Source organism: Actinomycetospora sp. CA-101289, assembly GCF_050955895.1.
Classification (GTDB): domain Bacteria; phylum Actinomycetota; class Actinomycetes; order Mycobacteriales; family Pseudonocardiaceae; genus Actinomycetospora.
On the sequence record NZ_CP192093.1, the window covers coordinates 1,334,666 to 1,357,692 of the forward strand.

Genomic DNA, 23,027 nt, shown 5'->3' on the forward strand with positions numbered 1-23,027 from the left:
GGCGATCTCCTCGCCGACGGCCCTTCTCCGGGGCCGTGCCGCGGGGCAGGATCGGGGACGGTCCCGGGACGCGCTCCGGCGACCGGCGAGGAGGCAGCGATGATCCCCGAGGCGACATCCCCGGACCAGGCCACCGACGAGGCCACGGAGGCCGCCGGCACGCCGTCCGACCCCGACCTCGCGGCGCTGCTCGCCGCCGAGGCCGTGGCGAACGACTACCACCCCGGGCGCGGGGACTGATCCGTCAGCGGGTGCCGGCGGGTGTCCCGACGTCGGTGAGCCCGCGCAGCGCCCGGGGCAGCGGGCCCCGGTGCAGGACGTCGAGGCGCTGCGTGGCGCGGGTGAGGGCCACGTAGAGGTCGGCCGCACCGCGCGGGCCGTCGGCGAGGATGCGGTCGGGGTCGACGACGAGGACGGCGTCGAACTCGAGGCCCTTGGTCCCCGCCGGCGTCACCGCGCCGGGGACGGAGCCCGCCGGCCCGATCACCACGCTCGTGCCCTCCCGACCGGCCTCGTCGCGCACGAAGTCCTCGACGGCGCCGGCCAGCTCGTCGTCGGTGACCCGCCGGGACCACGGCCCCGCACCGGCGGCGCGCACCGAGTCGGGCGGCCGGACATCGGGCGCGAACTCCGCGAGCAGCGCGGCCGCCACCGCCATGATCTCCGCCGGCGTGCGGTAGTTGACCGTCAGCGACCGGTACACCCAGCGCCCCGGCACGTAGCGGTCCAGCATCCCGCCCCACGACGTCGCGCCGGCGCTCGACCGCCGCTGGGTGAGGTCGCCGACGACGGTGAACGAGCGGCTCGGGCAGCGCCGCATCAGCACCCGCCAGTCCATCGCCGACAGCTCCTGGGCCTCGTCGACCACCACGTGCCCGTACGTCCAGTCGCGGTCCGCGGCGGCGCGCTCGGCCAGGTCGCGGGTGTCGCGCTCGACGAAGCGATCGCCCAGACCCTCGGCGTGGATCAGGTCCGCGACGCGCACGCCGAGGTCCTCGTCCAGCTCCTCGCGGTCGAGGGTGAGGATGTCCATGACGCCGGCGGCGTACGCGGCGCCCGCGTGCTCGTCGCGCGCGGCGGCGGCCCGCTCGGCGGCCACCGCGGCCGGGTCGGGGCCCAGCAGGTCGACCAGCTCGTCCAGCAGCGGCACGTCGGACACCGTCCACGCCGCGCCGTCCGCGCGGCCCAGCACCGGGTCCGCCCCGGCCGCCCGCAGCCGCGCCGGCGACGCGTAGAGCGGGCCCAGCAGGGACTCGGGTGTGAGGACCGGCCAGAGCGCGTCGAGGGCCGCGGTGCACGCCGCGCTCTCGGCGAGCTCGGTCAGGACGTCGGCGCGCAGCTGCTCCCACGCGTCGCGGTCGGACCGCGTCACCCAGCCCCGCCCGATCCGCGACGCGGCCCGCTCGGAGAGCACGTAGGTGACGACGTCGGTGAACACCGCCCGGGCCTCGTTGTGCGGCAGCCCGCTCGCGCGGGCCTCGTCGCGCGCCCACTGCGCGGTCGCGGCGTCGATCCGCACCGTCACGTCCGCGAGCGCGATCGGCAGCGGTTCCTCCGGGAGGCGCTGGCGGTCGGCGATCGCGGCGGCGAGCACGTCGAGGATCGCCGGCGAGCCCTTGAGCCGCGCCGCCTCCGGGGTGTCCTCGGCGGTGACGCGCAGCCCCGGCACGAGGCCGCCGGTGGTCGTGAACACCACGTCGGACTCGCCCAGCGACGGCAGGACGCGGTCGATGTGGTGCAGGAACGTCGCGTTCGGCCCGACGACGAGCACGCCCTGGCGCTCCAGGCGCTCGCGTCGCGTGTAGAGCAGGTACGCGACGCGGTGCAGCGCCACCACGGTCTTCCCGGTGCCCGGTCCACCCTCGATGACCGCCACCCCGGGGTGGTCGAGGCGGATGATCTCGTCCTGCTCGGCCTGGATCGTCGCGACGATGTCGCGCATGCCCTCGCCCCGCGGCGCGTTCACGGCCGCGAGCAGGGCCGCGTCGCCCCCGTCGTCGCCTGTCGGCCGACCGAGCACCTCGTCGGTGAAGTCGTCGACGCGGCGCCCGCGCGTGTGGAACTGCCGGCGCCGGCGCATGCCCTCGGGGTGCGCGCCGGTGGCGGTGTAGAACGGCCGCGACGCCGGCGCCCGCCAGTCGAGCAGCAGCGAGGCGTACTCGTCGTCGGCGTCGAGGATCCCGATCCGGCCGATGTACGACCGTTCCCCGCCGGCGCTGTCGAGGCGGCCGAAGCACAGGCCGTCGTCGGCGACGTCCAGGCGCCGCACCTCCGCGCCCGCGGCGCGGACCTCGACGTCCCGCTCCATCGGGGACTCGCCGGTGCCGCGCAGGGCGGCGGCGTACCGGGCCTTCGCCCGGTCGCGTTCGGTGTCGAGCCGCGCGTACAGCCCGGCGATGTGCTCGCGTTCGGCGTGCAGTTCCTCGTCGTGTTCCCGGTGCGTCACGGGCCTCTTTCCTCTCGGAGGCCGACGATTCTGCGGAAGGGCCCGGGTCTTGCCGCAAGACCCCGGGTCCGCTATACGTTGGACACGGCGGAGAGATCGTCCCGCCCGCCGCTGCTCAGGTCAGCGTGGCGATGGCGGCGTAGCCGCCGGTGGGATGTGCCCCGGGGTCGGGCGTCGGCCAGTCGACGATGTCGACCATCCCGGGCGCGACCAGCTCGTGGCCGCCCAGCAGCGCGGTGATCTCGGCGCGGCTGCGCAGCACGACCTCCGTGGCGCTGCCGCGGTAGCCGTCCTGGATGGCGCGGGTGCGGGCCGCCAGGCCGGGGTCGTCGTGGTCGGCGCTGCCGTGGGTGATCACGTGCACGCTGCCCGGCGCCAGCGCGTCCCGGTACCGCGCGAGGATCGCGGCCAGCTCGGGGTCGGGGACGAAGTGCAGGACCGCGACGGTCAGCAGCGCCACCGGACGGCTCAGGTCGAGCAGGTCGCGCACGCCCGGGGCGGCGAGCACCTGGTCGGGGTCGCGCATGTCGGCCCGGGTGACGGAGACGCCCTCGAGCCCCTCGATGAGCTCACGGGCGTGGGCGACGGCGACGGGCTCGAAGTCGACGTAGGCGACGCGGGCGCCGGGGCGGCGCGCGAGGGCGATCTCGTGGACGTTGCCGACCGTCGGCACCCCGGAGCCGAGGTCGAGGAAACGGTCGACGCCCCGCGCCAGGCACCACGACACGGCGCGGCCCAGGAAGGCGCGGTTGGCCCGGCAGACGTAGCCCATGTCCGGGTTCTGGGTGAGGATCTTCGCGGCCTGCTCGCGGTCGACGGAGAAGTTGCACCCGCCGCCGAGCAGGTAGTCGTAGATCCGGGCGGCGTTGGCCCGGTCGAAGTCGATGCCGGCCTCCAGCGCTCGCTCGGGCTCCGGCCAGTCGTCCTCGGCCGGACCCCGCCGGTCTCCCTCGTCCGATCGCCCCGTCAAGACGCCCCCGCCCCTCGGTGTCCCCGCCGCCCCGCATCGATCTTCGCACCGCGGCGCCCGCGGCGGTGACTACGCTCGCCGGGGTGTCGAGGTCGACCGCGGACATCTACCGGCGCTTCGCCGAGACCGACGCCGCCGGCACGCTGTACGCCCCCGTCGCCCTCGCCCTGGGCGCGTCGGACGAGGCGCTGCGGGCCGTCGAGGCGGTGCCCGCGCGTCGCCGGCGGCCCGGGGTCGTGCTCGCCGCGCTGCACGACCTGGCCCTCGCCGGGCGCGCCCCAGCGCTCGCCGCGGCCTACGCGGCGGGGGACGGCGACGCCGCGGCCGCGGCGGCGGTCGACACCCTGCGGCGGCGCGGCGACGACGTCGCGGCCGTCGCGGGGCGCCGCCGGCTGCGGTCCGGCGAGACCGGACGGTGCGCGGTGCTCTACCCGCTGATCGCGGAGGCGGCGCGCCGGGCGGGCGCGGACGCGATCGGTCTCGTCGACGTGGGGTGCTCGGCGGGGTTCAACCTGACCGTCGACCGCGTCCACCTCACCTACGACGGCGGCCCGACCCTCGGCGACCCCGCGTCCCCGCTGCGGATGGCGGCGGCGATCGTGCAGCACCGGCCCGTCCCGGCGCGGGCGGTGCCCGAGGTCGTCGCCCGGATCGGGATCGACCGCGAGCCGGTCGACGTCACCGACTCCGACGAGGCCCGCTGGCTGCGTGCCTGCCGCCCGCCGGACGCGCCCGACGCCGCGGAGCTCGACGCGCAGATCGCGCTGGCGGCGTCGGTCGCGTCGGTGCTCCTGGCCGGCGACGTCCTCGAGGTGCTGCCCGACGCCCTCGCCCGCGTGCCCGCGGACGCCCTGCCCGTCGTCACCACCACGTGGACGCTCTCGGACCTCGCCCCCGAGCAGCGCCTGCGCTTCCTGCAGCGCCTCGACGAGGTGGCGGCCGGGCGGACGGTGGCGTGGGTGTCGGCGGAGGGGGTCGGCGTGGCGCCCGCGATCCCCACCCAGGGCGATCGGCGCGCCTCCGGCCACAGCATCCTCGGCGTCGCGCTGCTCGACCACACGACGGTGCGCACCCAGGCCGTCGGCCGGTGCTGGTCGCGGGGCCGCCTGCTGGCGTGGACGACGGACGCCTGAGCCGGGCGGTCAGCCCTCCGCGAGCGGCGCGTGACCCAGGACGCGGGCGGCGCCCTCGAGGTAGGCCTCGCGGTACGCCGGCGGCACCCACTGCGCGGTGCGGAACACGCGCAGCGCCGCGTCGTCGCCGGTGTGCTCGATGCGGACCCGGGCCCCGTCGGCGTCGGCGACCTGCTCGCCGGCGGCGTGCGTGTCGTGCGGGATGGTGGCCATGAGACAACAGGATGCACGTCCGCGGCGTCCGAACCCACCTCACCGGCGACCAGCAGCGCGAGGCCGGTGTGGCAGCAAGCGGTTGCTGTCGATCTCGTCCCCGTCTCGATCCGGCAACGGGCGCCCGGTGACGTAGCGCTGTCGACCCGGTGCGCGATGTGGTCACAGGACGTCGGTGCAGGGTCGGGGGCGGGGCAGTGAGCGGCGAGCGGTTGATGCACGATCCGTGGGAGCGCAGGCCCCCACGGCGACGCCACCTGGGCGACGCCGCGCCGGTCCTGCCCGCGGTCCCGGTCGAGGCCGCGACCGTCCCCCCGGTCGAGGCGGCGGACCCGGAGGTCGGCCCCGAGACCGAGTAGGGCGCTCCCGGCCGGCGGGTCTTGATGGCCGTCGTCCCGGCGCCCATGCTGCGACGCGTGGCCCCATCCCCGCCGTCGGCGCAGGACGACCTCGCCGCGCTGGAGGCGCTGCTCGCCGGGCTCCCCGGCGCCGTGGTCGCGTTCTCGGGCGGGGTCGACTCGTCGGTCGTGTCCGCTGCCGCGGCGCGGGCGCTGGGGGAGCGCGCGCTCGCGGTCACCGCCGTCTCGCCGGCGCTGGCGACGGGCGAGCTCGACGCCGCCGCCGGGGTCGCCGCCGCCGCCGGTGTCGCGCACCGCGTCGTGACCGGCACGGAGCTCGACCGCGTGGCGTACCGGCGCAACGACCGCCACCGCTGCTACCACTGCAAGACCGACCTCTACGAGCGGCTGGCCGCGACGGCACGCGCGGCCGGCGGCTGGGTGGTGCTCTCGGGCGCCAACGTCGACGACCTCGGCGACTGGCGCCCGGGACTGGTCGCGGCCGCGGAGCACGGCGTCCGGCACCCCCTGGTCGAGGCCGGGATGGGCAAGGCGCGCATCCGGGCCGTAGCCGCGCTGCTCGGCCTGCCCAGCGCGGCGAAGCCGGCGTCGCCGTGCCTCGCGTCGCGGGTCCCGTACGGCACCGCGGTGTCGGCGCCCGTCCTCGCGCAGGTGGACCGCGCCGAGGCCGCGCTGCACGCGCTCGGGTGGGCCGTCCTGCGGGTGCGCCACCACGGCGACCGGGGCCGGGTGCAGATCGCCGGCGACGAGCTCGGCCGGCTCGACGCGCCGGGGGAGCGCGACGCCGTCGTCGCCGCCGTGCGCTCGGCGGGCTACCGCGAGGTCGAGATCGACCCCCACCCGTTCCGGTCGGGCTCGTTGAACCTGGAGATCACGCCGGCGTGACCGAACCCCCCGACGCCCTGCCCGACGGCGGGCGCCGCGCCCGCACCGGGATACCCGAGATCGTGTTCGCCGAGGGCAAGCCGGCCGGGCGCACCCTGTCCCTGCTCGCCGAGCTGCGCCGCCTCGACCCCGACGGCCCGGCCCTCGCGACCCGGTGCCCCGCGCCGGTGCTCGACGCCGCGCCGGACGCGTTCCCCGGCGAGGACGTGACCGTCGACCCGGTCGGGCGCACCGTGACCGTCGGCGCCGTCCCGCCGGGCAGGGGCGACGTCCTCGTCCTCACCGCCGGCACCACCGACCTGCCCGTCGCCCGCGAGTGCGCGGCGACCCTCGCGGCGCTCGGCGTCGGGGTCCGCCTGCTGCCCGACGTGGGCGTCGCCGGGCTCCACCGCCTGCTCTCCCGCCTCGAGGACGTCCGCCGCGCCGACGTCGTGGTCGTCGTCGCCGGGATGGACGGGGCGCTCCCCGGCGTCGTGGCCGGGCTCGTGGCCGCGCCGGTGATCGGGCTGCCGACCAGCGTGGGCTACGGCGTCGCCGAGGGGGGCCGCGCGGCGCTCACGACGATGCTCGCCGCCTGCAGCCCCGGCGTGGTCGTGGTGAACATCGACAACGGGGTCGGCGCCGCCGCCCACGCGGCGAAGGTGCTCCGGGTGCGGCATGGGTGAGTCCGTGGCCTGGGTCGACGCCACCGGGGGCGTCGCCGGCGACATGCTCCTCGGCGCCCTGCTCGACGCGGGCGCGGACCTCGACCGGGTGCGCGCCGCCGTCGCCTCGCTGGGCGTCCCGGGGCTGACCGTCGACGTGGCGCGGGAGCGCCGCGGGGGCTTCGCCTGCCTGCGCGTCCTGGTCGGGACGCCGGACGCGGTGGACCGCGAGCGCCGGCTCGCCGACGTCCTCGAGCACGTGGAGCGCGCCGACCTCGACCCCGCGGCGCGGCGGTGCGCCGCCGACGTCTTCACGGTGCTCGCCCGCGCCGAGGCCGCCGTGCACGGCACGGCGCCCGAGGAGGTCCACTTCCACGAGGTGGGCGCGTTCGACGCCCTCGCCGACGTCGTCGGCGTCGCGGCCGCCGCCGCCTCGGTCGGCCTGCTCTCGCCGGGCGCCGCGACGTGGTGCTCGCCGCTCGCCGTCGGGTCCGGGACGGTGCGCAGCGCCCACGGCCGCCTGCCCGTGCCGGCGCCCGCGGTGCTGCGGATCGCGGCCGATGCCGGGCTGGAGCTCGCGGGCGGCGACCTCGAGGGCGAGCGCACCACGCCCACCGGCGCCGCACTGCTCGCCGTCCTCGCCACCTCCGGGTCACTGCCCGCCCTGCGCGTCACCGGCGTCGGGGTGGGCGGCGGCCGGCGCGACCCCGCCGACCGGCCCAACACCACGCGCGTCGTGCTCGGGCGGGCCGCCGGCGCCACGGAGCACCGGGGCCGCGACGAGGTCCTGGTCGTCGAGGCCACCGTCGACGACCTCGACCCGCGGCTGTGGCCCTCGGTGCTGGCCGCGGTCCGGGCGGCCGGTGCCTGGGACTGCTGGACGACGCCGGTGGTGGGCCGGCACGGACGCCCCGGTCAGGTGCTCTCGGCGCTCTGCCCCGACCCGGTGCGCGAGGCCGTGGTGCAGGCGGTGTTCCGGCACACGAGCACCTTCGGCGTCCGGTGGTCTCGCTGGGAGCGGGCGACCGCGCACCGCCGGTCGGTGCGCGTCGAGGTCGGGCCCGCGGACGCGGTCCAGGTGGTGACGGTCAAGGTGGCCGAGGACCCGGACGCCCCCGGCGGGCTGCCCGTCGCGACCCCCGAGCTGGCCGAGGCCGAGGCCGCCGCCACCGCGCTCGGGTGGCCGGTGCGGGCCGTGTGCGAGGCGGCGCTGGCGGCGTTCCGTCGCGCCGAGGTCAGGAGCTCCTGAACTCGATCTCCGGGCCCAGGCGCAGGGTGTTGGTGACGTAGCAGACCCGCTCGGCGACGGTGATCAGCCGCTCGAGCTCCTCGCCCCGCGGCGCCTCGGCGTGCACGGTGACCCGCAGCGCCACGAACCGCGGCCCGTCGTAGGTGCCGGTGGCGTCGACCCGCAGCCCGCGCAGCTCCACGCCCCGTTTGGTGGCGCTGTGGGAGAGCGCGAGCGTGAAGCACGAGGCGATCGAGGCGAGGAAGAGCTCGGTCGGCTGGGGGCCCTGGCCGGTGCCGCCCGCCGAGGCCGGCTCGTCGACCGTGATCGGGAACCCGCCCGCGTCCACGGTGCACCGCATGGCCTCCTCCCACACGGCCGAGACGGTGCGCTCAGCCACGGGAGGCTCCGTGCAACACCGCTGCAACATCGTCGGGAACAGTGGCGCCCGTCACGTTCCCGACGAGGTGGAGCAACCGATGAGCATCGACAGCACGGTGCACCCGGTGGTCGTCCCGCTGGCGGGCCGGCCGCCCGCCGGCGCCGGGGGCTGCCGGCCGGACCGCCGCCTGCGCGTCCACCACGACCGGCTGCTGCGCATCGAGGACGACCCCGACGAGGTCGTCGAGCTCCTCGAACTGGCCGTCACCTGGGGCGAGCTGGACTGGTCGGAGAGCGCCGTGGTCCCGCCGGAGGCGTGGATCGACTTCGCCGCCGGGCACCGGTGGCGCGACCCCGACCGCGTGCTGCGGCTGTTCTCCCTGGCCGCCGACGTGGCGCTGCGCGGGCCGCACCGCCTGCCGGCGCCCGGCCCGGCGCCGTGCTCCGGGACGGCCGCGGCGCGGCTCGGGCTCGCCGACGCCGACCTGCTCGCGGGCGAGCTCTGACCCGTTCACCCGGCAGTCCGCGGCAGGCGCGTCACCGCGCGGCGGGTGAGGTCGTAGGCGGTCGCCGTCGCCGCCCCCCGGCGCAGCCCGATGCGCCCGGTGTCGTCGATGCGCCCGACGACCGCGGCCTCGAGGTCGCGGTCGCGGAACGCCGCGAGCACCTCGTCCTCGCGGCCGTCCGGCGCACACAGCAGGAAGCCGAAGCTCGGGAAGCAGGTCAGCCACGCCGCCGGCGCCACGCCGCGGGGCGTGGGCAGGACGTCGAGGTCCACCTCGACGCCGAACGTGCCCCACTCCAGGAGCATCGCCAGCGACCCGACCAGCCCGGCCATGCTGATGTCCTTCGCGGCCACGCACGCGCCGCTGCGCGCGAGCGCCGGGAGCACCCGGACGTCGTCCGCACACCGCTCACCGCGCTGCTCGAAGGCGGGGAAGAACGGGAAGTCCGCGCGCATCGCGCCGTCGGTGGCCGCGGCGACGACGAGGCTCTGGCCCGGCGCCACGTGCGTCATCGAGAGCGGGGCCCCGACCTCGCCGAGGCCGAACGCGGAGATCGAGGGCTCGCCGTCGTGGCGGGTGAGGTGCCCGCCGACGATCGGCACCCGGTAGAGCCGCGAGGCGTGCCGCATCCCCTCGAGGGCGGCCCGCGCGGTGGCCTCCGACGCCGCCACCGTGTTGACGATGCCGAGGGGCTCCGCGCCCATCGCCACGACGTCGTTGACGTTGGCGAGCACGGCGGCGAAGCCGGCGCCCCACGGGTCGCGGGCGACGAACGGCGGCCACAGCGCCTCCCCGCACGCCACCACGGCGCCGGTCGAGGTGGCGACGACCGCGCCGTCGTCGCCGGGCCCGCTGGTCCAGTCGGTGTCGCCGAGGACCTCGCCGACCAGCCCGATCTCGGTCTTCGCCAGCAGCCCGGGATGGGCGGCGACGACGCCGACGATCTCGTCGAGCTCGCTCGTCGCGGTGGTCGTGCCCACGCGGACCTCCTCGCCTCGTCTCGCATCGTAGGCGTACATCTACTATGTGATCTAGCATGGATGGCCATGGGCCCCGCGAGCTTCCTGACGCTGCCGCCCCGGCCGTCCAAGCCCCGCTCCACCGGGCTCACGCACGTCCTGGACCCCGGCGTGACGCCCGCGGCGGCCGCCGACGTCCTGGGCGGGGCCGCCGCCCACGTGGACATCTGGAAGACCGGCTGGGGCACGGCCTACGTCGACGCGCGGATCGGCGAGAAGCTGGCCGTGCTCGCCGCCCACGACGTCGCGTCCTGCCTCGGCGGGACCCTGCTCGAGATCGCGTGGGCCCAGGGGGCGGCCGAGGCGTGCCTGGCCTGGGCGCACGCCGCGGGCTTCACCCACGTCGAGGTGTCGCGGGGCACCATGCCGATGTCCCTCGACGCCAAGCACGAGCTGGTCCGGCGAGCGGCCGACCGCTTCGTGGTGCTCACCGAGGTGGGCGCCAAGGACCCGCACCAGCGGCACACGCTCGCGCAGTGGGGCGACGAGGCGGGGCGCGACCGCGCGGCCGGCGCCGCCCTCGTGGTCGCCGAGGGCCGGCAGAGCGGCACGGTCGGGATCTACGACGCCGACGGGTCGGTGCGCGAGGACGTGGTGGACGCGGTCGTCGACGCCGTGGGGCCCGACCGCGTCGTGTTCGAGGCGCCGCGGGCCGGGCAGCAGGCGTGGTTCATCCGCCGCTTCGGCCCCGCCGTGAGCCTCGGCAACGTCGCCCTCGACGAGGTCCTGTCGGTCGAGACGCTGCGCCTGGGCCTGCGCTCGGACACCGCCGCGGTGACGGTCCCCGACGTCGCGGCCGCGGAGCCCGTCCGGTGACCCGCGCCGGCGCCAACCGCATCCCCGGGCGCTACCGCGGCGTCGCCGTCGCGCGGTACGACGGGGCGTGGGACGAGGCGTCGCTGCGTGCGCACTTCGTCGGGCTCGAGGCGTACTGGAAGACCCGGTTCCTCGTGGTGCGCCCGCACGACGAGGACGCGGGCGACGTCGCCCTCCTCGCCGTGGCCCGCGACCCCGGCGACGCGCTGTTCAGCCCGATCACCGCGGTGGAGCTGCTCGCCGGGCCGGGGGAGTGCGCGTTCGTGCACCGTCCCGAGGTGGACACCGCGATCCCGTCGGCGCTGGCGGCGGTGGCGGAAGAGGTCCCCGACGCCCGCGCGGTCGTGGTGCAGGGCCGCTACGAGCACGTCAACTTCGTCGTCGACGCCGACCCGCTGCGCGTCGTGGTGCGCGAGGTCGTGCCGCCGCACCCCGCGAAGCTCGTCGACCAGGCCCGGCGCGTCGTCGACGTCACCGAGGACCTGCGCCCGCTGCGGCTCGAGAGCGCGGTGGTCGACCTCGCCGACCTGGCCCGCCGCGCGCCCGCGGACCACTACCTGCTGCCGTGCCGCGGCGGGGGCAGCGAGGTCCCCGGCGCCACGGTGTCCTACCTCGACGAACGGCCCGAGCCCGCCGACTGGACCCTGCTGGGCTGCGAGCGCTCGCGGCAGATCCACCACTGGTTCTACGGCCACGACGCGCCGCGGGTCGACCTGTGCCCCAAGGTCGACCCCGCCGCCGCCGGGCCGGGCGCGCTGCTGACCAAGTGCTGCCTGCAGCAGGAGGAGCTCGACGAGGGCGTCGACACGGGCCCGGACGGCGAGACGACGTGGGTGTCGGTGCCGTGGGGCGCCTCGCTGGAGCACGTCACCGAGGCGCTGCGCCGCCTGACCGCGCTCGCCGAGAGCCGGGGAGCGCCGCCGTGGTCACCCGCCTGACCGACTCCGCGGTCTACGCCCACCTGTGGTCGACCCCGGAGCTCGAGGAGCGCTTCGGGGAGACCGCCCGGTGGCAGGCCTGGCTGGACGTGCTCGTCGCGCTGGCCCGGGTGCAGGCCCGCCACGGTCTGGTCCCGCCGGCGGCCGCCGAGCAGATCGCCGACGTCGCGCGCGCCGAGCACCTCGACCTCGACCGCGTCGCGGCCGGGACCCGCGCGACGTCGCACTCGACTCTCGGGCTCATCCGCGAGCTGCAGCGGGTCCTGCCGGAGTCCGCGCGCGAGCACGTCTACGTCGGCGCCACCGTGCAGGACGTCAGCGACACCTGGTTCGGCCTCGTGATGCGCGACGTCGGCGCCCTGGTGCTGCGCGACGTGCAGGCGCTGCGGGCGACCGTGCTGGACCTGGCGCGGACCCATCGCGACACGGTCATGGTCGGGCGCACCCACGGCCAGCCCGGCGCCCCGATCACCTTCGGGTTCAAGGCGGCGTCGTGGGCCGACGAGCTGGGCCGCCACGTCGACCGCCTGCGCGAGGGCGCGCCTCGCTGGGCGGTCGGTCAGCTCGCCGGCGCGGTGGGGGCCCTCGCCTTCCACGACGCGGACGTCGACCCCCTGGCCCTGCGGCGGGACTTCTGCGCCGAGCTCGGGCTGGGCGACCCCGGCGCGTCGTGGACCACCAGCCGCGACCGCGTGGCGGAGTTCGGCCACGTCCTGGCCCTGGTCGGCGGGACGCTGGCGCGCATCGGCGGCGAGGTCTACGAGCTGGCCCGCCCCGAGATCGGCGAGCTCGCCGAGCCCACCACCGCCACCGCGGTCGGCAGCATCACGATGCCCCACAAGCGCAACCCAGAGGCCAGCGAGCACCTCGACACCCTGGCGCGGCTGGCTCGCTCGTCGGCCGGCGTGCTGCTCGAGGGCACGGTCGTCAGCCACGAGCGCGACGGCCGCGGCTGGAAGGCCGAGTGGGTCGCGCTGCCCGAGGTCTGCCTGCTCACCGGGACCGCGCTGTCGCTGGCGCGCGGGCTGCTCGACGGGCTCGAGGTCCACGCCGACGCGATGGCCGCCAACCTCGACCGCTTCGGCGACCGGCTCGCCTCCGAGCGCGTGCTCGCCGGGCTGTCCGGGCGCCTCGGCAAGCACGCCGCGCAGGCCCTGCTGCAGGAGGTGCTCGCCACCGGGGAGGACGTCGCCGCAGCCCTCGCCGCGCAGGGGGTCGCGACGCCCGAGGAGGTGCGCGCGTGGACGGCCCGCGACGCCGTGGGCACCGCGGGGCGGATGGTCGACGAGGTCGTCACCCGGGCGCGCGCGTGATCCCGCCGCGCCTGCCGCTCGGGGTGCTCCCGACCCCGCTGGTCCCCGCGCCGCGCCTGCGCGCCGCGCTCGGGTGCGGGCCGCTGTGGATCAAGCGCGACGACCTCGCCGGCTTCGGCGTCGCCGGCAACAAGACGCGGCCCCTCGAGCACCTGCTCGGCGACGCCCTCGCCCGCGGCGCCGACGTGCTGGTCACCGGCGGCGGGCCGGACTCGAACTTCGTGGCGGCGGCGGCCCTGGCGGCGCGGGTCGCCGGGATCGACTGCGAGCTGGTGGTGTGGGGCGCCGACGCCCCGGAGCCGACACCGAACCTGGCCCTCGCCGCCGCCGCGGGCGCCACCGTCGTGCCCCTGGGCGACGTCGGGGTGGGCGACCGCGAGCGCGTGGACGTCGTCGTCGCCGAGCGCGCCGCCGCCCTGCGGGCCGCGGGCCGGCACCCCGTCGCGGTCACGCGCGGCGGGACGACGCCGGTGGGCGCCGCCGGGTTCGCCGTGGCCGCCGGCGAGCTGCTCGCGCAGATCGAGGCCCCGGCCACCGTCGTGCTCCCGCTCGGTTCCGGCGGCAGCACCGCGGGGCTGCTCGCCGGGCTGTCCGCGGCCGGCGCCGACACCCGCGTGCTCGCCGTGTCGGTGAGCCGCCCGCCCGCGGAGATCACCGAGAAGGTGCTGGCGCTGGCCGCCGCGTGCGCCGAGCTGCTGGACACGCCCGCGCCGCGCGCCGACCGCCTCGAGGTCGTCGACCACCGCGGCCCCGGGTTCGGCGTGGCCGCGCCGGGCGACCGCGCGGCGGCGGCGACGGTGCTGCGCACCGAGGGCCTGCTGCTCGACGACACCTACGGCGCGAAGGCGTTCGCCGTCGCCCTCGACCGGCTGCGCGCCGGCGCCCTGCCCGGCCCCGCCGTCCTCTGGCACACCGGCGGCGTCGCGTCCGCCCTGGCCCACCTCGCCGACGACCACCCCGCCCTGACAGGAGCACCATGACCGTCCGCCGACGCGAGGAGGGGCCGCCGCGCGCCGCCGCGGCGCGCGAGCTCGTCGACTCCGGCTTCACGCTGGAGAACGCCGACGCCCCGTTCCTGCACCGCGGGCTGAACCTGGCCGACATGGGCCACGTGCTCGACCTCGCGCGCCGTGGGCTCGTCCCCGACGAGGCGCGCCGCACCCTGCTGGGCCTGCTCCTCGAGGCCGACGCGACGCCGGCCGAGGAGTTCCCGTACGACCCCGAGCTGGGCGAGCCCTACAACTCGCGCGAGGCCTACTTCGTCGCGCGGGTCGGCGACGTCGCGGGCTGGCTCCACGCCGGGCGCCCGCGCCGCGAGGCCGTGCGGATCGCGCTGCGCCTGCACGTGCGCCGCCAGATCACCGAGCTGGTCGCGGAGGCCGCCCGCTTCGGGCTCGCCGCGGTGGCGCGCGCCGAGGAGCACGCCGAGACGGTGATGCCCGACCAGACCTACCTGCAGCACGCGCAGCCCTCGACGTTCGCGCACTACCTGCTCTCGTTCGTCTACTCCACGCTGCGCGACGGCCGCCGGCTGCTCGACGAGCTCGACTGGGTCGACGCCAGCCCCGGCGGCGCGGGCTGCGTGAACGGCACGCGCCTGCTGGACGACCGCGAGTTCATCGCCGAGACCCTGGGCTTCGCCGACGTCATCGAGCACACCCGCGACGCGATGTGGCAGGTCGACGGACTCATCGCGGTGCTCGCGACCTCGTCGAGCCTGCTGACGAATCTCTGCAAGCTGGCCGAGGACCTCGAGATCTGGTCGTCGAGCGAGTTCGACTACGTCGACCTGGACGACGGCTACACGCGCGCCAGCGTGCTCATGCCGCAGAAGCGCAACCCGTACGCTCTGTCGATCATCCGCGGCGCCTCGGGCGTGCTCATCGGCCGCCTGTCGGGCTTCCTCGCGGTCACCAAGAGCCCGTCGGCGCGCAGCGACAACCTCATCTACGCCTACGGCGAGGTGCCCCGGGCCCTCGACCTGACCCTGCGGATCGTGCGGCTTGCGACCGGCGTGGTGCGCACCCTGCGGGTCAACACCGGCCGGCTCGCCGAGGAGGTCCGCGGCGGCTACACGCAGGCCACCGACCTCGCGGAGTACCTCGTGCAGGCCTGCGACGTCGACTACCGCACCGCCTACGTCATCGTCGGGCGCACGGTCCGCGCCGCGAGCCGCGCGGGCGTGCCCGGCGTCGCGATCACCGGCGACATGATCGACGAGGCCGCCGTCGAGCACCGCGGCACCCCGCTCGGGATGGCCGGACGCGACCTGTCCGCGGTGCTCGACCCGTGGCAGATCGTGCTCTCCCGCGGCGCCCGCGGCGGAGCGTCGCCCGAGGCGCTGGGGCGGATGACGACGGCCCTGCACGCCGACCTCACCGCCCTCGCCACGGCCGCCGCCGACCGGCTCGCCGGCTACGAGACCGCCGAGGGCGCGCTGCTGGACGCGGCCCGCCGCGACGCCGTCACCCCGCCCCGCCAGACCGACCCCGCCGTCCCCACCGACCGTGGAGGAGCCCCGTGAGCGCCCCCGAGATCGTCGTCCTGCCCGACGCGGTGGAGGTCGTCAACGTCGGCCTGCCGATGTTCGCCGACGCCGTGCGCGCCCAGGGGCGTCCCGTCGAGCACGTCGACTGGCGGCCCCCGGCCGGCGGGTACCCGGAGGCGATCCGGGCTCTGACGCGCCTGCACGCGGAGCGCGGCGCGGCGATCGACGCGGCCAACGCCGAGGTCCTGCGCCGGCTCGACACCGGCGTGCCCTTCCTCGTCGGGGTCGCGCCCGCCGGTGACGTCGTCCCCGGCCTCGCGGGGCGGGTGCTGCTGCACTGCGGCCCGGCGATCGGGTGGGACCGGGTCGTCGACCCGCTGCGCCGCTCGATGCGTGCGGCCGCGGTCGCCGAGGGGTGGGCGGCCGACACCGCCGGGGCCGACGCGCTGCTCGCGTCCGGGGCGGTGCGCCTGGAGCCCGCGAACCCCCACGACACGGTCGTGCCGATGGCCAGTGCGATCGGCCCGTCCGCGCCGGTGCTCGTCGTCGAGATGAGCACCCCGGACGGGCCCGTGCGCACCTTCGCGCCGATCAACCAGGGCCCCGGGGAGGCCCCGTGGTTCGGCCGCGACACCCCCGCCGCGATCGAACGCCTGCTCCTGCTGCGCGACGTCGCCGGGCCCGCGGTCGCCGCCGTGCTGGAGCGCACGGGCCCGCTCGACGTCCTGGCCGTGGCCGCCCAGGGGATCGCGATGGGCGACGACCTGCACATGCGCACCCAGGCCGCGACCAACCTGCTCGCGCGCACGTGGCTCCCGCACGTCGCGGCGCTGCCCGACCACCTGCGCGAGCGCTTCGCGGCGTTCCTCGGCGGCAACCACCTGTTCTTCCTCACCGTCGCGATGGCGGCGGCGCGGGCGCTGACCGCGTGGGCCGGCCGCGTCGAGGGGTCGAGCATCGTCACCACGATGTCGCGCAACGGCACGACGTTCGGCGTCCGCCTCGCCGGCTCGGACCGGTGGCACATCACGGACTCGCCGCCGGTCGGCGAGGCGCTGTACTACTCCGGCTACGGGCCGGAGGACGGCGCGCCGGACATCGGCGACAGCGCCGTGCTCGAGCTCGTCGGCCTGGGCGGGCCCGCCGCGGCCAACTCGCCCGCCGTGGCCGCGTTCCTCGGCGGCACCATGGCCGACGCCGCCCGCGCCACCGAGGTCTTCCGCCGCATCTGCGTCGGGGCCAGCAGCCGCTTCACGCTGCCCGCCCTCGGGTTCAGCGGGTCCCCGGTGGGCGTCGACGTCCGCGCGGTGGTGGAGCTCGGCATCACCCCGAAGGTCACCACCGGGATCCTGGCCGCGCACTCGGGGGCCGGGCAGGTCGGCGCCGGCGTGGCCACCGCGCCGCTCGCGTGTTTCGTCGCGGCCCTGCTCGAGCTCGCCGGGGACTGACCGCGCGTGCCCGTCGTCGACGTGGGGGAGGGGGCGCACGCCGTCCTCGCGCGCCCGGGCCGAGGACGGGTGCTCGCCGTGTACCGGCGGGCGGCGTACCTGAGCCTCGACGGGGCGGTGATCGCGCTCGCCGACGCGACCACCGTCCCGGCGGGGCCGCTGCACGTGCGGTACGACCCCCTGCCGCGCCTGCGGGCGGGGCTCGCGGTGAGCACCGACGGGGTGCGCCTCACCGGCGGGCACTGGGCGCTGCGCGTCGACGGCACGGTGTGGCGCGGCGCGCTGCCCGACCCGGACGCGCTGACCGGCGACGACGCGCCCGGCGAGCTCGCCGTGCTCGTCGGGGCGGAGGTGGCCGACCTCGTGCGCGCCGGGCGGATCGAGGACCTCGCCGCGGCGGTCGGCGGGCGCGGGCCCGGGCTCACGCCGTCCGGCGACGACCTGCTCGCCGGGGTCCTCGTCGTCGCCCGGGTGCGCTGGGGAGCGGAAGCGGAGCCGCGTCTCGGCGCCGTGGCCCGGGGCGTGGCGACGACGGAGATCGCGCGGGCGTTCCTCGTCCAGGCGGCGCGGGGGCGCAGCATCGCCCCGGTGCACGACTGGCTGGTCGCCGTGGCGGCGCGGCGGGCCGACGACGCGGCACGGGCGCGGACGCGGCTGCTCGCGGTGGGCGCGAGCTCCGGGGCCCACCTCGCGGCCGGCCTGGCGCTGGCGGTGTCCCAGCTCCCGGGGTCTCAGCTCCCGCGCAGCGCGAGCCAGACCGCGCGGGCGGGGCCCGAGCCGGAGTTGCGCCAGACCGACGGGCGGTCGCCCGGGTAGTGCAGCGTGTCGCCCGGGCCCACGACGTGGCGCTCGCCGGCCAGCTCGAAGGTGAGCTCGCCGTCGAGGACGTGCACCAGGACCTCCCCGCTGCGCGGGCCGTCGTCCGCGCCCGCGGCGCCCTCGCCGACCTCGGTGACGGTGCCCTGCAGGCGGAAGCGCGCCCCGGGCCCGGTGATGCCCGCACGGTCCACCGCGGGCTCGGCGGAGGCCACCGCGGGCCGCGCACCGGCCGGGACGAGGCTCGCGACCGGCTCGGGCACGCGGTCGTCGACGAAGTGCCCGATCGGGCGCTCGAGCGCCGCCGCGAGCTTCAGCAGTGTCGTGATCGTCGGGACCATGTCGCCCCGCTCGACCTTGTGCACCGACGCGGCCGAGACGTCGGCGCGCCGCGCCAGCTGCTGCAGGGACAGCCCGGCCTGCTGGCGCAGGTCGCGCACCTTGGGTCCGATGGCGTCGACCACCGACGCCCAGCCGGGGATCGGCTCGGGCTCGGGCTCCGCCATCGGGCCTCCTTGACACGGTTGGCGCGGTTAGTATCGTAAATGACCATCACCTATGGTGGCCATCCCGGAGCGGGCCCGACGCCGATGTCGACGTCGCCCCCGCGCCCGACGCCGCATCGTACGAGTCCGACGAGGGGTTCCGTGTGCCGCACAAGACCGTGATCATCGGTGGTGGGGCCGCCGGTCTGGGCGCCGCCGGCGGCGTCAAGGCCGCCCGTCCCGACGCCGAGGTGGTCGTCTACACCGAGTACGAGGACGTCGCCTACAGCCCCTGCGGCATCCCCTACGTGCACGGCAAGGAGATCTCCGACTTCGACAAGCTGTTCCTCGCGACCAAGGAGCAGTACGTCAGCGTCGGGATCGACGTGCACTACGAGACCACGGTGACCAAGGTCGACACCGCGGCGCGCAAGGTGCACGTCGAGGGTGAGGGCGCGGTCGAGTACGACACCCTGATCTTCGCCACCGGCTTCGAGTACGCCGACCCCGGCGTCCCGGGCGGCGATCTCGGCGGCCTGTACTACGTCAAGAACATCCGCCGGGCCATGGAGTGGGACCGGGTCCTCGACTCGGTCAAGAAGGCCGTCGTCGTCGAGGCGACGCCGCTCGGGGTCGAGATGACCACGTCGCTGGCGCACCGGGGCATCGAGACGCACCTCATCGACCCGCACCCGTGGCCGCTGGCCGAGATGGCCGACCCGGACATCATGGCGCCGGTCGAGGAGTCGTGGCGCGAGCTCGGCATCACCACCCACTTCAACACCGAGCTGCAGGGCTTCGTCGGCCAGGGCCAGGTCAACGCCGTGCGGACCTCGGACGGTGAGATCCCCTGCGACCTCGTGGTGGTCGCGACGCACAAGGTCGCCAACGCGCGCCTCGCCGCCGAGGCGGGCCTGAAGATCGGCTCCACCGGCGGCGTGATCGTCGACGAGCGGATGGCGACGTCCGTGCCCGGCGTGTTCGCCGCGGGCGACTGCACCGAGATCCCGCACGGCCTGACCCGCGTGCCGCTGCAGGGGCTCACCGGCAGCCACGCCTACGCCCAGGGCAAGACCGCGGGCGTGAACGCCGGCGGCGGCGACCGGCGGTACAAGGCGGTCTACGTGCCCTGGGGCACCCCGGCCGGCAAGTGGATCATCGGCGGCGCCTCGTTCGGCGAGACCACGGCCACCGCGCTCGGCATCCCCTACGTGCTCGGGCAGGCGCAGGGCATCAGCCGCGCCCGCTACTACCCGGGCGTCAAGCCGGTGAAGGTCAAGCTGCTCGCCGAGCCCGGGTCGCTGCGGCTCATCGGCGCCCAGATCGTCGGCGGCGAGGGCATCAAGGAGCGCGCGGACTTCCTCGCGATGGCCGTCAAGCACGGCTTCACGTTCCACGACCTCTCGACCATGGAGAACGTCTACTCCCCGGCGATCGGGGCCCTCAACGAGCCGATCGTCGTGGCCGCGACCAACGGGCTCGACGAGCTGCGCAAGGCCGGGAAGCTCTGAGATGGCCCTCCCCTCCTTCTCCCGCTGGCTGCGGGAGAACTCCGAGCACTACCTCATGATCGACGCCCACGAGCGGCTGGCGAAGCGCTACTCCGGCACGCGCCCGCCCACCCGCCCCCACGGGATCGTCGAGCTCTTCTGGCGGCGCGTCTTCGCGCCGACCTACCGGGCGCTGCCCTGGCCCCTGCGCCACCGCGTGATGCGCGCGATGCCCGGCAGCCACCGCCAGACCTGGTCACCGCCGCCCGAGCCACGGGAACCGGCCGTGTGAGGACACCGGGGGGCGCCCGCCCCGCGGACCGCAGTGTGTACCCGAACGAAGGAAGAGGTGGCCGAGGTGGCGCAGATCGTGGGCGAGCGGGTCCAGAAGGGCGACGCGATCGTCGACTACGAGGACAAGGTCTTCGACGACATCCAGGCCGAGCAGGGCGAGAAGGCGTACATCTTCATGCACACCGTGCCCTTCGAGGGCTCGGTCGGTCTGGTCAACATGCTCACCGCCACCCGGGTCAACCGGAAGGGCTTCGACACGAGCATCGTGCTGTTCGGCCCCGGTTCGCTCATGGCGTCGGCCACCCGCGGCTACCCCCGCGTCGGTGACGAGGCGTTCCCGGGCGGGCTGGGCTACAACAACCAGCTGAACACGTTCATGGGCGAGGGCGGCCACGTCTACGCCTGCCGCTTCTCGGCGGCCATGCTGTACGGCATGCGCGAGGTGGACATGCTCGAGGGCGTCAAGCCGATCAACCCCCTCGACGTGCTCGACGCGCAGCTCACCGCCCGGCGCGAGGGCGCGCTGGTCATGCAGACCTGGACCGTTTGACCTTCGGTCTCGTGCGCGCTCGTCCGTGCCAGGGCACGGACGAGCGCGCACGGGTGCGCAGCGCAGAGGAGGACCCGTGGACTCGATCGCCGACATGGGCGGCACCCAGGGCTGGGGGCCCGCGCAGGTCCCCACCGACGAGCCGCCCTTCGCGCAGGCGTGGGAGGGGCGCAGCTTCGCGATCACGGTGCTGACGATGGGGCGCATCTCCGGGCGCAACCTCGACGCGTTCCGGCACGCCCTCGGGCGGCTGCACCCCGTCGACTACCTCGTCGACGGCTACTACGGCCGGTGGCTCAACGCCGCCGAGCTGATGCTCACCGACTCCAGCATCCTGGCGCCCGGCGCCGTCGACGCCCGCGCCCGGCGCAACCTCGGCGAGGACGTCACCGAGCCGCCGTTCCCCGAGCCGGACCGCCCCGACTACAAGCCCACCGCGGGCGGGTCGCTGCGCGAGGTCGACCGCGACCCGGCGTTCGCCGTCGGCGACGCCGTCGCCACCTTGGACGTGCACCCCGAGGGCCCGACCAAGCTGCCGGCCTACGTGCGCCGGCGCTCCGGCACGGTGACCGCGATCCGGCCCGCGCACGTCCTGCCCGACACCCACGCGGTGTTCGAGGGCGAGAACCCCCAGCACGTGTACACCGTCGCGTTCGACTCCACGGAGCTGTGGGGCCCCGACGCCGAGCCGTTCACGCTGCAGGTCGATCTGTTCGAGAGCTACCTAGCCAAGATCTCCGAGAGCGAGGCCGATCAGTGAGCGCCGCCCCCGCCGACCGCCTGTCCCCGGCGCTGCGCACCGAGGCGCTCGAGCAGCTCCTCGTCGAGCGCGAGCTGATCGACCCGGCGGTGATGGACAAGTTCATCAAGACCTACGAGCAGGACGTGGGCCCGCTCAACGGCGCGAAGGTCGTCGCCCGCGCGTGGACCGACCCCGAGTACCGGGAGTGGCTGCTGCGCGACGGCACCGCCGCGATCAAGGACATGGGCTTCGGCGGCCCGCAGGGCGAGCACATGGTCGTGGTGGAGCAGACCGACGACGTGCACCACGTCGTCGTCTGCACGCTGTGCTCCTGCTACCCGTGGCCGGTCCTCGGGCTGCCGCCGACCTGGTACAAGGACCCGGCCTACCGCGCGGGCATCGTGCGCACGCCGCGCCGGGTGCTGCGCGAGATGGGCCTCGAGGTGAGAGAGGGCAAGGAGATCCAGGTCTGGGACTCCAGTTCCGAGGTGCGCTACCTCGTGCTGCCGCAGCGCCCCGCCGGCACCGAGGACCTCGACACCGACGCGCTCGCCGCGCTGGTCACCCGCGACGCGATGGTCGGGGTCGCCGAGGTGGCGGCCCCGTGACGGCGCTGCTCGAGGTCGACGGCGTCGCGGCGCCCCCGCGCGCCAACGGCGAGCTCGTGTTCGCCGAGCCCTGGGAGAGCCGCGCCTTCGGGATGGCGGTGACCCTCGCCGAGGCGGGCCTGTTCACCTGGGACGAGTTCCGCGACAGCCTCGTCGCCCGCGTCGCGGCGTGGGAGGCCGACCACGCGCCGGGCGAGGAGTACCGCTACTACCGCTGCTGGCTCGCCGCGCTCGAGGACCGGGTGGTGGCCGCGGGCGCCCTCGACGCGGTGGCGGTGGCCGAGCGCTCCGCCCGCCTGGCCGAGCGGCCCGCGGGCCACGACCACGCCGACGGCGACGACCACGGGCACGGCCACGGGCACGGCCACTGAGGCCCGTCACAGGTCGACGAGCACGATGCCCACGGCGACCACCGCCGCGGCGATCACCCGGTTCCGACCGAAGGGCTCGCCGAGGAACAGCGACCCGATGAGGGCGCCGATGACGATGCTGCTCTCGCGCAGGGCGGCGATCGCGGCGGTGGCGCCGCTGGTCTGGGCGACGAGCACGAGCCCGTAGGCCACCAGCGACACGACCCCGCCGCCGAGCCCGGCGAGGGCGACCGGGCGCACCTGGCCGACCAGGGCGCGGCCGCGGCGCGCCAGGGCGATCAGGGGCAGCACCGGGCCCTGCAGCAGGAACATCCACACCGCGTAGACGGCCACCGGGGTGGTGGCGACGGCGCCCGCGTCGACGACGGTGTAGCCGGCGATGGCGACGCCGGTCGCGAGCGCGGCGCCCAGCGCGGGCAGCGCGGCGCGGGTGTGGCGGCCGCCGTCGAGCGCGAGGCTGATCAGCCCCAGGGAGATCACCGCGATGCCGAGCAGCTGGAGCGCGGGCAGCGGGCGCCCCAGGGCCACCTCGATCGCGACGACGGTCAGCGGCGCGCTGCCCCGCGCGACGGGGTAGACGCGGCTGAAGTCGCCGAGCTCGTAGCTCGTCCAGAGCAGCAGCGTGTAGACGACGTGCAGCCCGGCCGAGACGAGGATCGCGGGCCAGGCCGCGGCCGGCGGGAGCCCGAGGACGAGCGCCCCGATCCCGGCGACCACCGTGTAGGCCACCCCGATGAGGGCGAAGCCGACGAGCCGGTCGCGGACGCCGTGCGCGAGGGCGTTCCACACGGCGTGCAGCACGGCCGCGACCAGCGTGATCGCGACGGCACCGGCGGGGACCCCGGCGGACAGGACGACGGCACTGGCCACGAGGCTCCCGGGCG

General features: G+C 76.4%; 27 protein-coding genes. 20 read left to right on the forward strand and 7 right to left on the reverse strand.

Annotated elements, in window-relative coordinates; all coding sequences use genetic code 11:
* The first annotated feature begins 99 nt into the window (after positions 1–99).
* Entirely contained in the window at positions 100–240 is a 141-nt protein-coding gene (locus ACQPX6_RS06655) for a hypothetical protein (RefSeq protein ID WP_433786346.1), read from the forward strand.
* A gap of 4 nt (positions 241–244) precedes the next feature.
* On the opposite strand, the gene helR is transcribed toward ACQPX6_RS06655, so the two are convergent.
* Positions 245–2,446: an RNA polymerase recycling motor ATPase HelR gene (gene helR, locus ACQPX6_RS06660; protein WP_433786347.1), complete on the reverse strand. Its 2,202-nt coding sequence runs from the start codon at positions 2,444–2,446 to the stop codon at positions 245–247.
* 115 nt (positions 2,447–2,561) lie between these two features.
* A complete protein-coding gene (locus tag ACQPX6_RS06665; protein WP_433786349.1) occupies positions 2,562–3,416 on the reverse strand; it encodes an SAM-dependent methyltransferase in 855 nt (284 codons plus the stop codon).
* A gap of 83 nt (positions 3,417–3,499) precedes the next feature.
* On the opposite strand from ACQPX6_RS06665, the gene ACQPX6_RS06670 reads away from it, so the two are divergent.
* Positions 3,500–4,549 carry a DUF2332 domain-containing protein gene (locus ACQPX6_RS06670; protein WP_433786350.1) on the forward strand — a complete coding sequence of 350 codons (1,050 nt, stop codon included), beginning with the start codon at positions 3,500–3,502 and terminating at the stop codon, positions 4,547–4,549.
* A gap of 9 nt (positions 4,550–4,558) precedes the next feature.
* On the opposite strand, the gene ACQPX6_RS06675 is transcribed toward ACQPX6_RS06670, so the two are convergent.
* On the reverse strand, positions 4,559–4,762 hold the full coding sequence (locus tag ACQPX6_RS06675; protein ID WP_433786351.1) for a hypothetical protein: 204 nt from the start codon (positions 4,760–4,762) through the stop codon (positions 4,559–4,561).
* Between the two features lie 215 nt (positions 4,763–4,977).
* Between ACQPX6_RS06675 and ACQPX6_RS06680 the strand changes: the two genes are divergently transcribed.
* The 4 genes from ACQPX6_RS06680 to larC are packed head-to-tail and all read left to right on the forward strand — an operon-like array spanning position 4,978 to position 7,899.
* Complete coding sequence (locus ACQPX6_RS06680; protein WP_433786353.1) at positions 4,978–5,121, forward strand: hypothetical protein; 144 nt, start codon at positions 4,978–4,980, stop codon at positions 5,119–5,121.
* Between the two features lie 57 nt (positions 5,122–5,178).
* Entirely contained in the window at positions 5,179–6,006 is an 828-nt protein-coding gene (gene larE, locus ACQPX6_RS06685) for an ATP-dependent sacrificial sulfur transferase LarE (RefSeq protein ID WP_433786354.1), read from the forward strand.
* Positions 6,003–6,671 (forward strand): nickel pincer cofactor biosynthesis protein LarB, encoded by a 669-nt coding sequence (gene larB / locus ACQPX6_RS06690; protein WP_433786355.1) that lies wholly within the window; start codon positions 6,003–6,005, stop codon positions 6,669–6,671. The genes larE and larB overlap by 4 nt, the downstream gene beginning before the upstream one ends.
* The gene (gene larC, locus ACQPX6_RS06695; RefSeq protein ID WP_433786356.1) at positions 6,664–7,899 is read left to right on the forward strand and encodes a nickel pincer cofactor biosynthesis protein LarC; all 1,236 of its coding nucleotides are present in this window, start codon (positions 6,664–6,666) and stop codon (positions 7,897–7,899) included. The genes larB and larC overlap by 8 nt, the downstream gene beginning before the upstream one ends.
* On the opposite strand, the gene ACQPX6_RS06700 is transcribed toward larC, so the two are convergent.
* Positions 7,886–8,278: an OsmC family protein gene (locus ACQPX6_RS06700; protein ID WP_433786357.1), complete on the reverse strand. Its 393-nt coding sequence runs from the start codon at positions 8,276–8,278 to the stop codon at positions 7,886–7,888. The genes larC and ACQPX6_RS06700 overlap by 14 nt on opposite strands.
* Before the next feature lie 79 nt (positions 8,279–8,357).
* Here ACQPX6_RS06700 and ACQPX6_RS06705 point away from each other — a divergent pair, with 79 nt between their 5' ends.
* A complete protein-coding gene (locus ACQPX6_RS06705; protein ID WP_433786358.1) occupies positions 8,358–8,765 on the forward strand; it encodes a hypothetical protein in 408 nt (135 codons plus the stop codon).
* Between the two features lie 5 nt (positions 8,766–8,770).
* Here the strand turns inward: ACQPX6_RS06705 and ACQPX6_RS06710 are convergent, their stop codons facing one another.
* Entirely contained in the window at positions 8,771–9,745 is a 975-nt protein-coding gene (locus ACQPX6_RS06710) for an AIR synthase related protein (RefSeq protein ID WP_433786360.1), read from the reverse strand.
* A gap of 66 nt (positions 9,746–9,811) precedes the next feature.
* Between ACQPX6_RS06710 and ACQPX6_RS06715 the strand changes: the two genes are divergently transcribed.
* From ACQPX6_RS06715 to ACQPX6_RS06745, 7 genes are read left to right on the forward strand one after another with little or no spacing between them, the layout of a single operon-like run.
* Complete coding sequence (locus ACQPX6_RS06715) at positions 9,812–10,600, forward strand: phosphosulfolactate synthase (protein WP_433786361.1); 789 nt, start codon at positions 9,812–9,814, stop codon at positions 10,598–10,600.
* The gene (locus ACQPX6_RS06720; RefSeq protein WP_433786363.1) at positions 10,597–11,538 is read left to right on the forward strand and encodes a DUF7714 family protein; all 942 of its coding nucleotides are present in this window, start codon (positions 10,597–10,599) and stop codon (positions 11,536–11,538) included. The genes ACQPX6_RS06715 and ACQPX6_RS06720 overlap by 4 nt, the downstream gene beginning before the upstream one ends.
* Positions 11,523–12,851, forward strand: coding sequence for a class-II fumarase/aspartase family protein (locus ACQPX6_RS06725; protein WP_433786364.1), 1,329 nt, complete (start codon positions 11,523–11,525; stop codon positions 12,849–12,851). The genes ACQPX6_RS06720 and ACQPX6_RS06725 overlap by 16 nt, the downstream gene beginning before the upstream one ends.
* Positions 12,848–13,831 carry a 1-aminocyclopropane-1-carboxylate deaminase/D-cysteine desulfhydrase gene (locus ACQPX6_RS06730; protein WP_433786365.1) on the forward strand — a complete coding sequence of 328 codons (984 nt, stop codon included), beginning with the start codon at positions 12,848–12,850 and terminating at the stop codon, positions 13,829–13,831. Before ACQPX6_RS06725 ends, ACQPX6_RS06730 begins: the two co-directional genes overlap by 4 nt.
* A complete protein-coding gene (gene argH, locus ACQPX6_RS06735) occupies positions 13,828–15,375 on the forward strand; it encodes an argininosuccinate lyase (protein ID WP_433786367.1) in 1,548 nt (515 codons plus the stop codon). Before ACQPX6_RS06730 ends, argH begins: the two co-directional genes overlap by 4 nt.
* Entirely contained in the window at positions 15,372–16,787 is a 1,416-nt protein-coding gene (locus ACQPX6_RS06740) for an oxamate carbamoyltransferase subunit AllG family protein (protein WP_433786369.1), read from the forward strand. The genes argH and ACQPX6_RS06740 overlap by 4 nt, the downstream gene beginning before the upstream one ends.
* Positions 16,788–16,793: 6 nt before the next feature.
* Positions 16,794–17,603: an oxamate carbamoyltransferase subunit AllH family protein gene (locus ACQPX6_RS06745; RefSeq protein ID WP_433786370.1), complete on the forward strand. Its 810-nt coding sequence runs from the start codon at positions 16,794–16,796 to the stop codon at positions 17,601–17,603.
* Here the strand turns inward: ACQPX6_RS06745 and ACQPX6_RS06750 are convergent.
* Positions 17,519–18,109, reverse strand: coding sequence for a helix-turn-helix domain-containing protein (locus ACQPX6_RS06750; RefSeq protein WP_433786372.1), 591 nt, complete (start codon positions 18,107–18,109; stop codon positions 17,519–17,521). The two genes, ACQPX6_RS06745 and ACQPX6_RS06750, sit on opposite strands and share 85 nt — an antisense overlap.
* A 143-nt stretch (positions 18,110–18,252) precedes the next feature.
* On the opposite strand from ACQPX6_RS06750, the gene ACQPX6_RS06755 reads away from it, so the two are divergent.
* The 6 genes from ACQPX6_RS06755 (at position 18,253) to ACQPX6_RS06780 (ending at position 22,143) form a co-directional block, all read left to right on the forward strand.
* A complete protein-coding gene (locus ACQPX6_RS06755) occupies positions 18,253–19,599 on the forward strand; it encodes an FAD-dependent oxidoreductase (RefSeq protein WP_433786373.1) in 1,347 nt (448 codons plus the stop codon).
* A gap of 1 nt (position 19,600) precedes the next feature.
* Positions 19,601–19,870 (forward strand): hypothetical protein, encoded by a 270-nt coding sequence (locus tag ACQPX6_RS06760; RefSeq protein ID WP_433786375.1) that lies wholly within the window; start codon positions 19,601–19,603, stop codon positions 19,868–19,870.
* A 66-nt stretch (positions 19,871–19,936) separates the two neighbouring features.
* Positions 19,937–20,422, forward strand: coding sequence for an MSMEG_0572/Sll0783 family nitrogen starvation response protein (locus tag ACQPX6_RS06765; protein WP_433786376.1), 486 nt, complete (start codon positions 19,937–19,939; stop codon positions 20,420–20,422).
* 76 nt (positions 20,423–20,498) lie between these two features.
* Positions 20,499–21,182 (forward strand): nitrile hydratase subunit beta, encoded by a 684-nt coding sequence (gene nthB / locus ACQPX6_RS06770; protein ID WP_433786377.1) that lies wholly within the window; start codon positions 20,499–20,501, stop codon positions 21,180–21,182.
* Positions 21,179–21,772, forward strand: coding sequence for a nitrile hydratase subunit alpha (gene nthA / locus ACQPX6_RS06775; RefSeq protein WP_433786379.1), 594 nt, complete (start codon positions 21,179–21,181; stop codon positions 21,770–21,772). The genes nthB and nthA overlap by 4 nt, the downstream gene beginning before the upstream one ends.
* Complete coding sequence (locus ACQPX6_RS06780; RefSeq protein ID WP_433786381.1) at positions 21,769–22,143, forward strand: nitrile hydratase accessory protein; 375 nt, start codon at positions 21,769–21,771, stop codon at positions 22,141–22,143. The genes nthA and ACQPX6_RS06780 overlap by 4 nt, the downstream gene beginning before the upstream one ends.
* Before the next feature lie 6 nt (positions 22,144–22,149).
* On the opposite strand, the gene ACQPX6_RS06785 is transcribed toward ACQPX6_RS06780, so the two are convergent.
* The gene (locus tag ACQPX6_RS06785; protein WP_433786382.1) at positions 22,150–23,013 is read right to left on the reverse strand and encodes an EamA family transporter; all 864 of its coding nucleotides are present in this window, start codon (positions 23,011–23,013) and stop codon (positions 22,150–22,152) included.
* Positions 23,014–23,027: the final 14 nt, after the last annotated feature.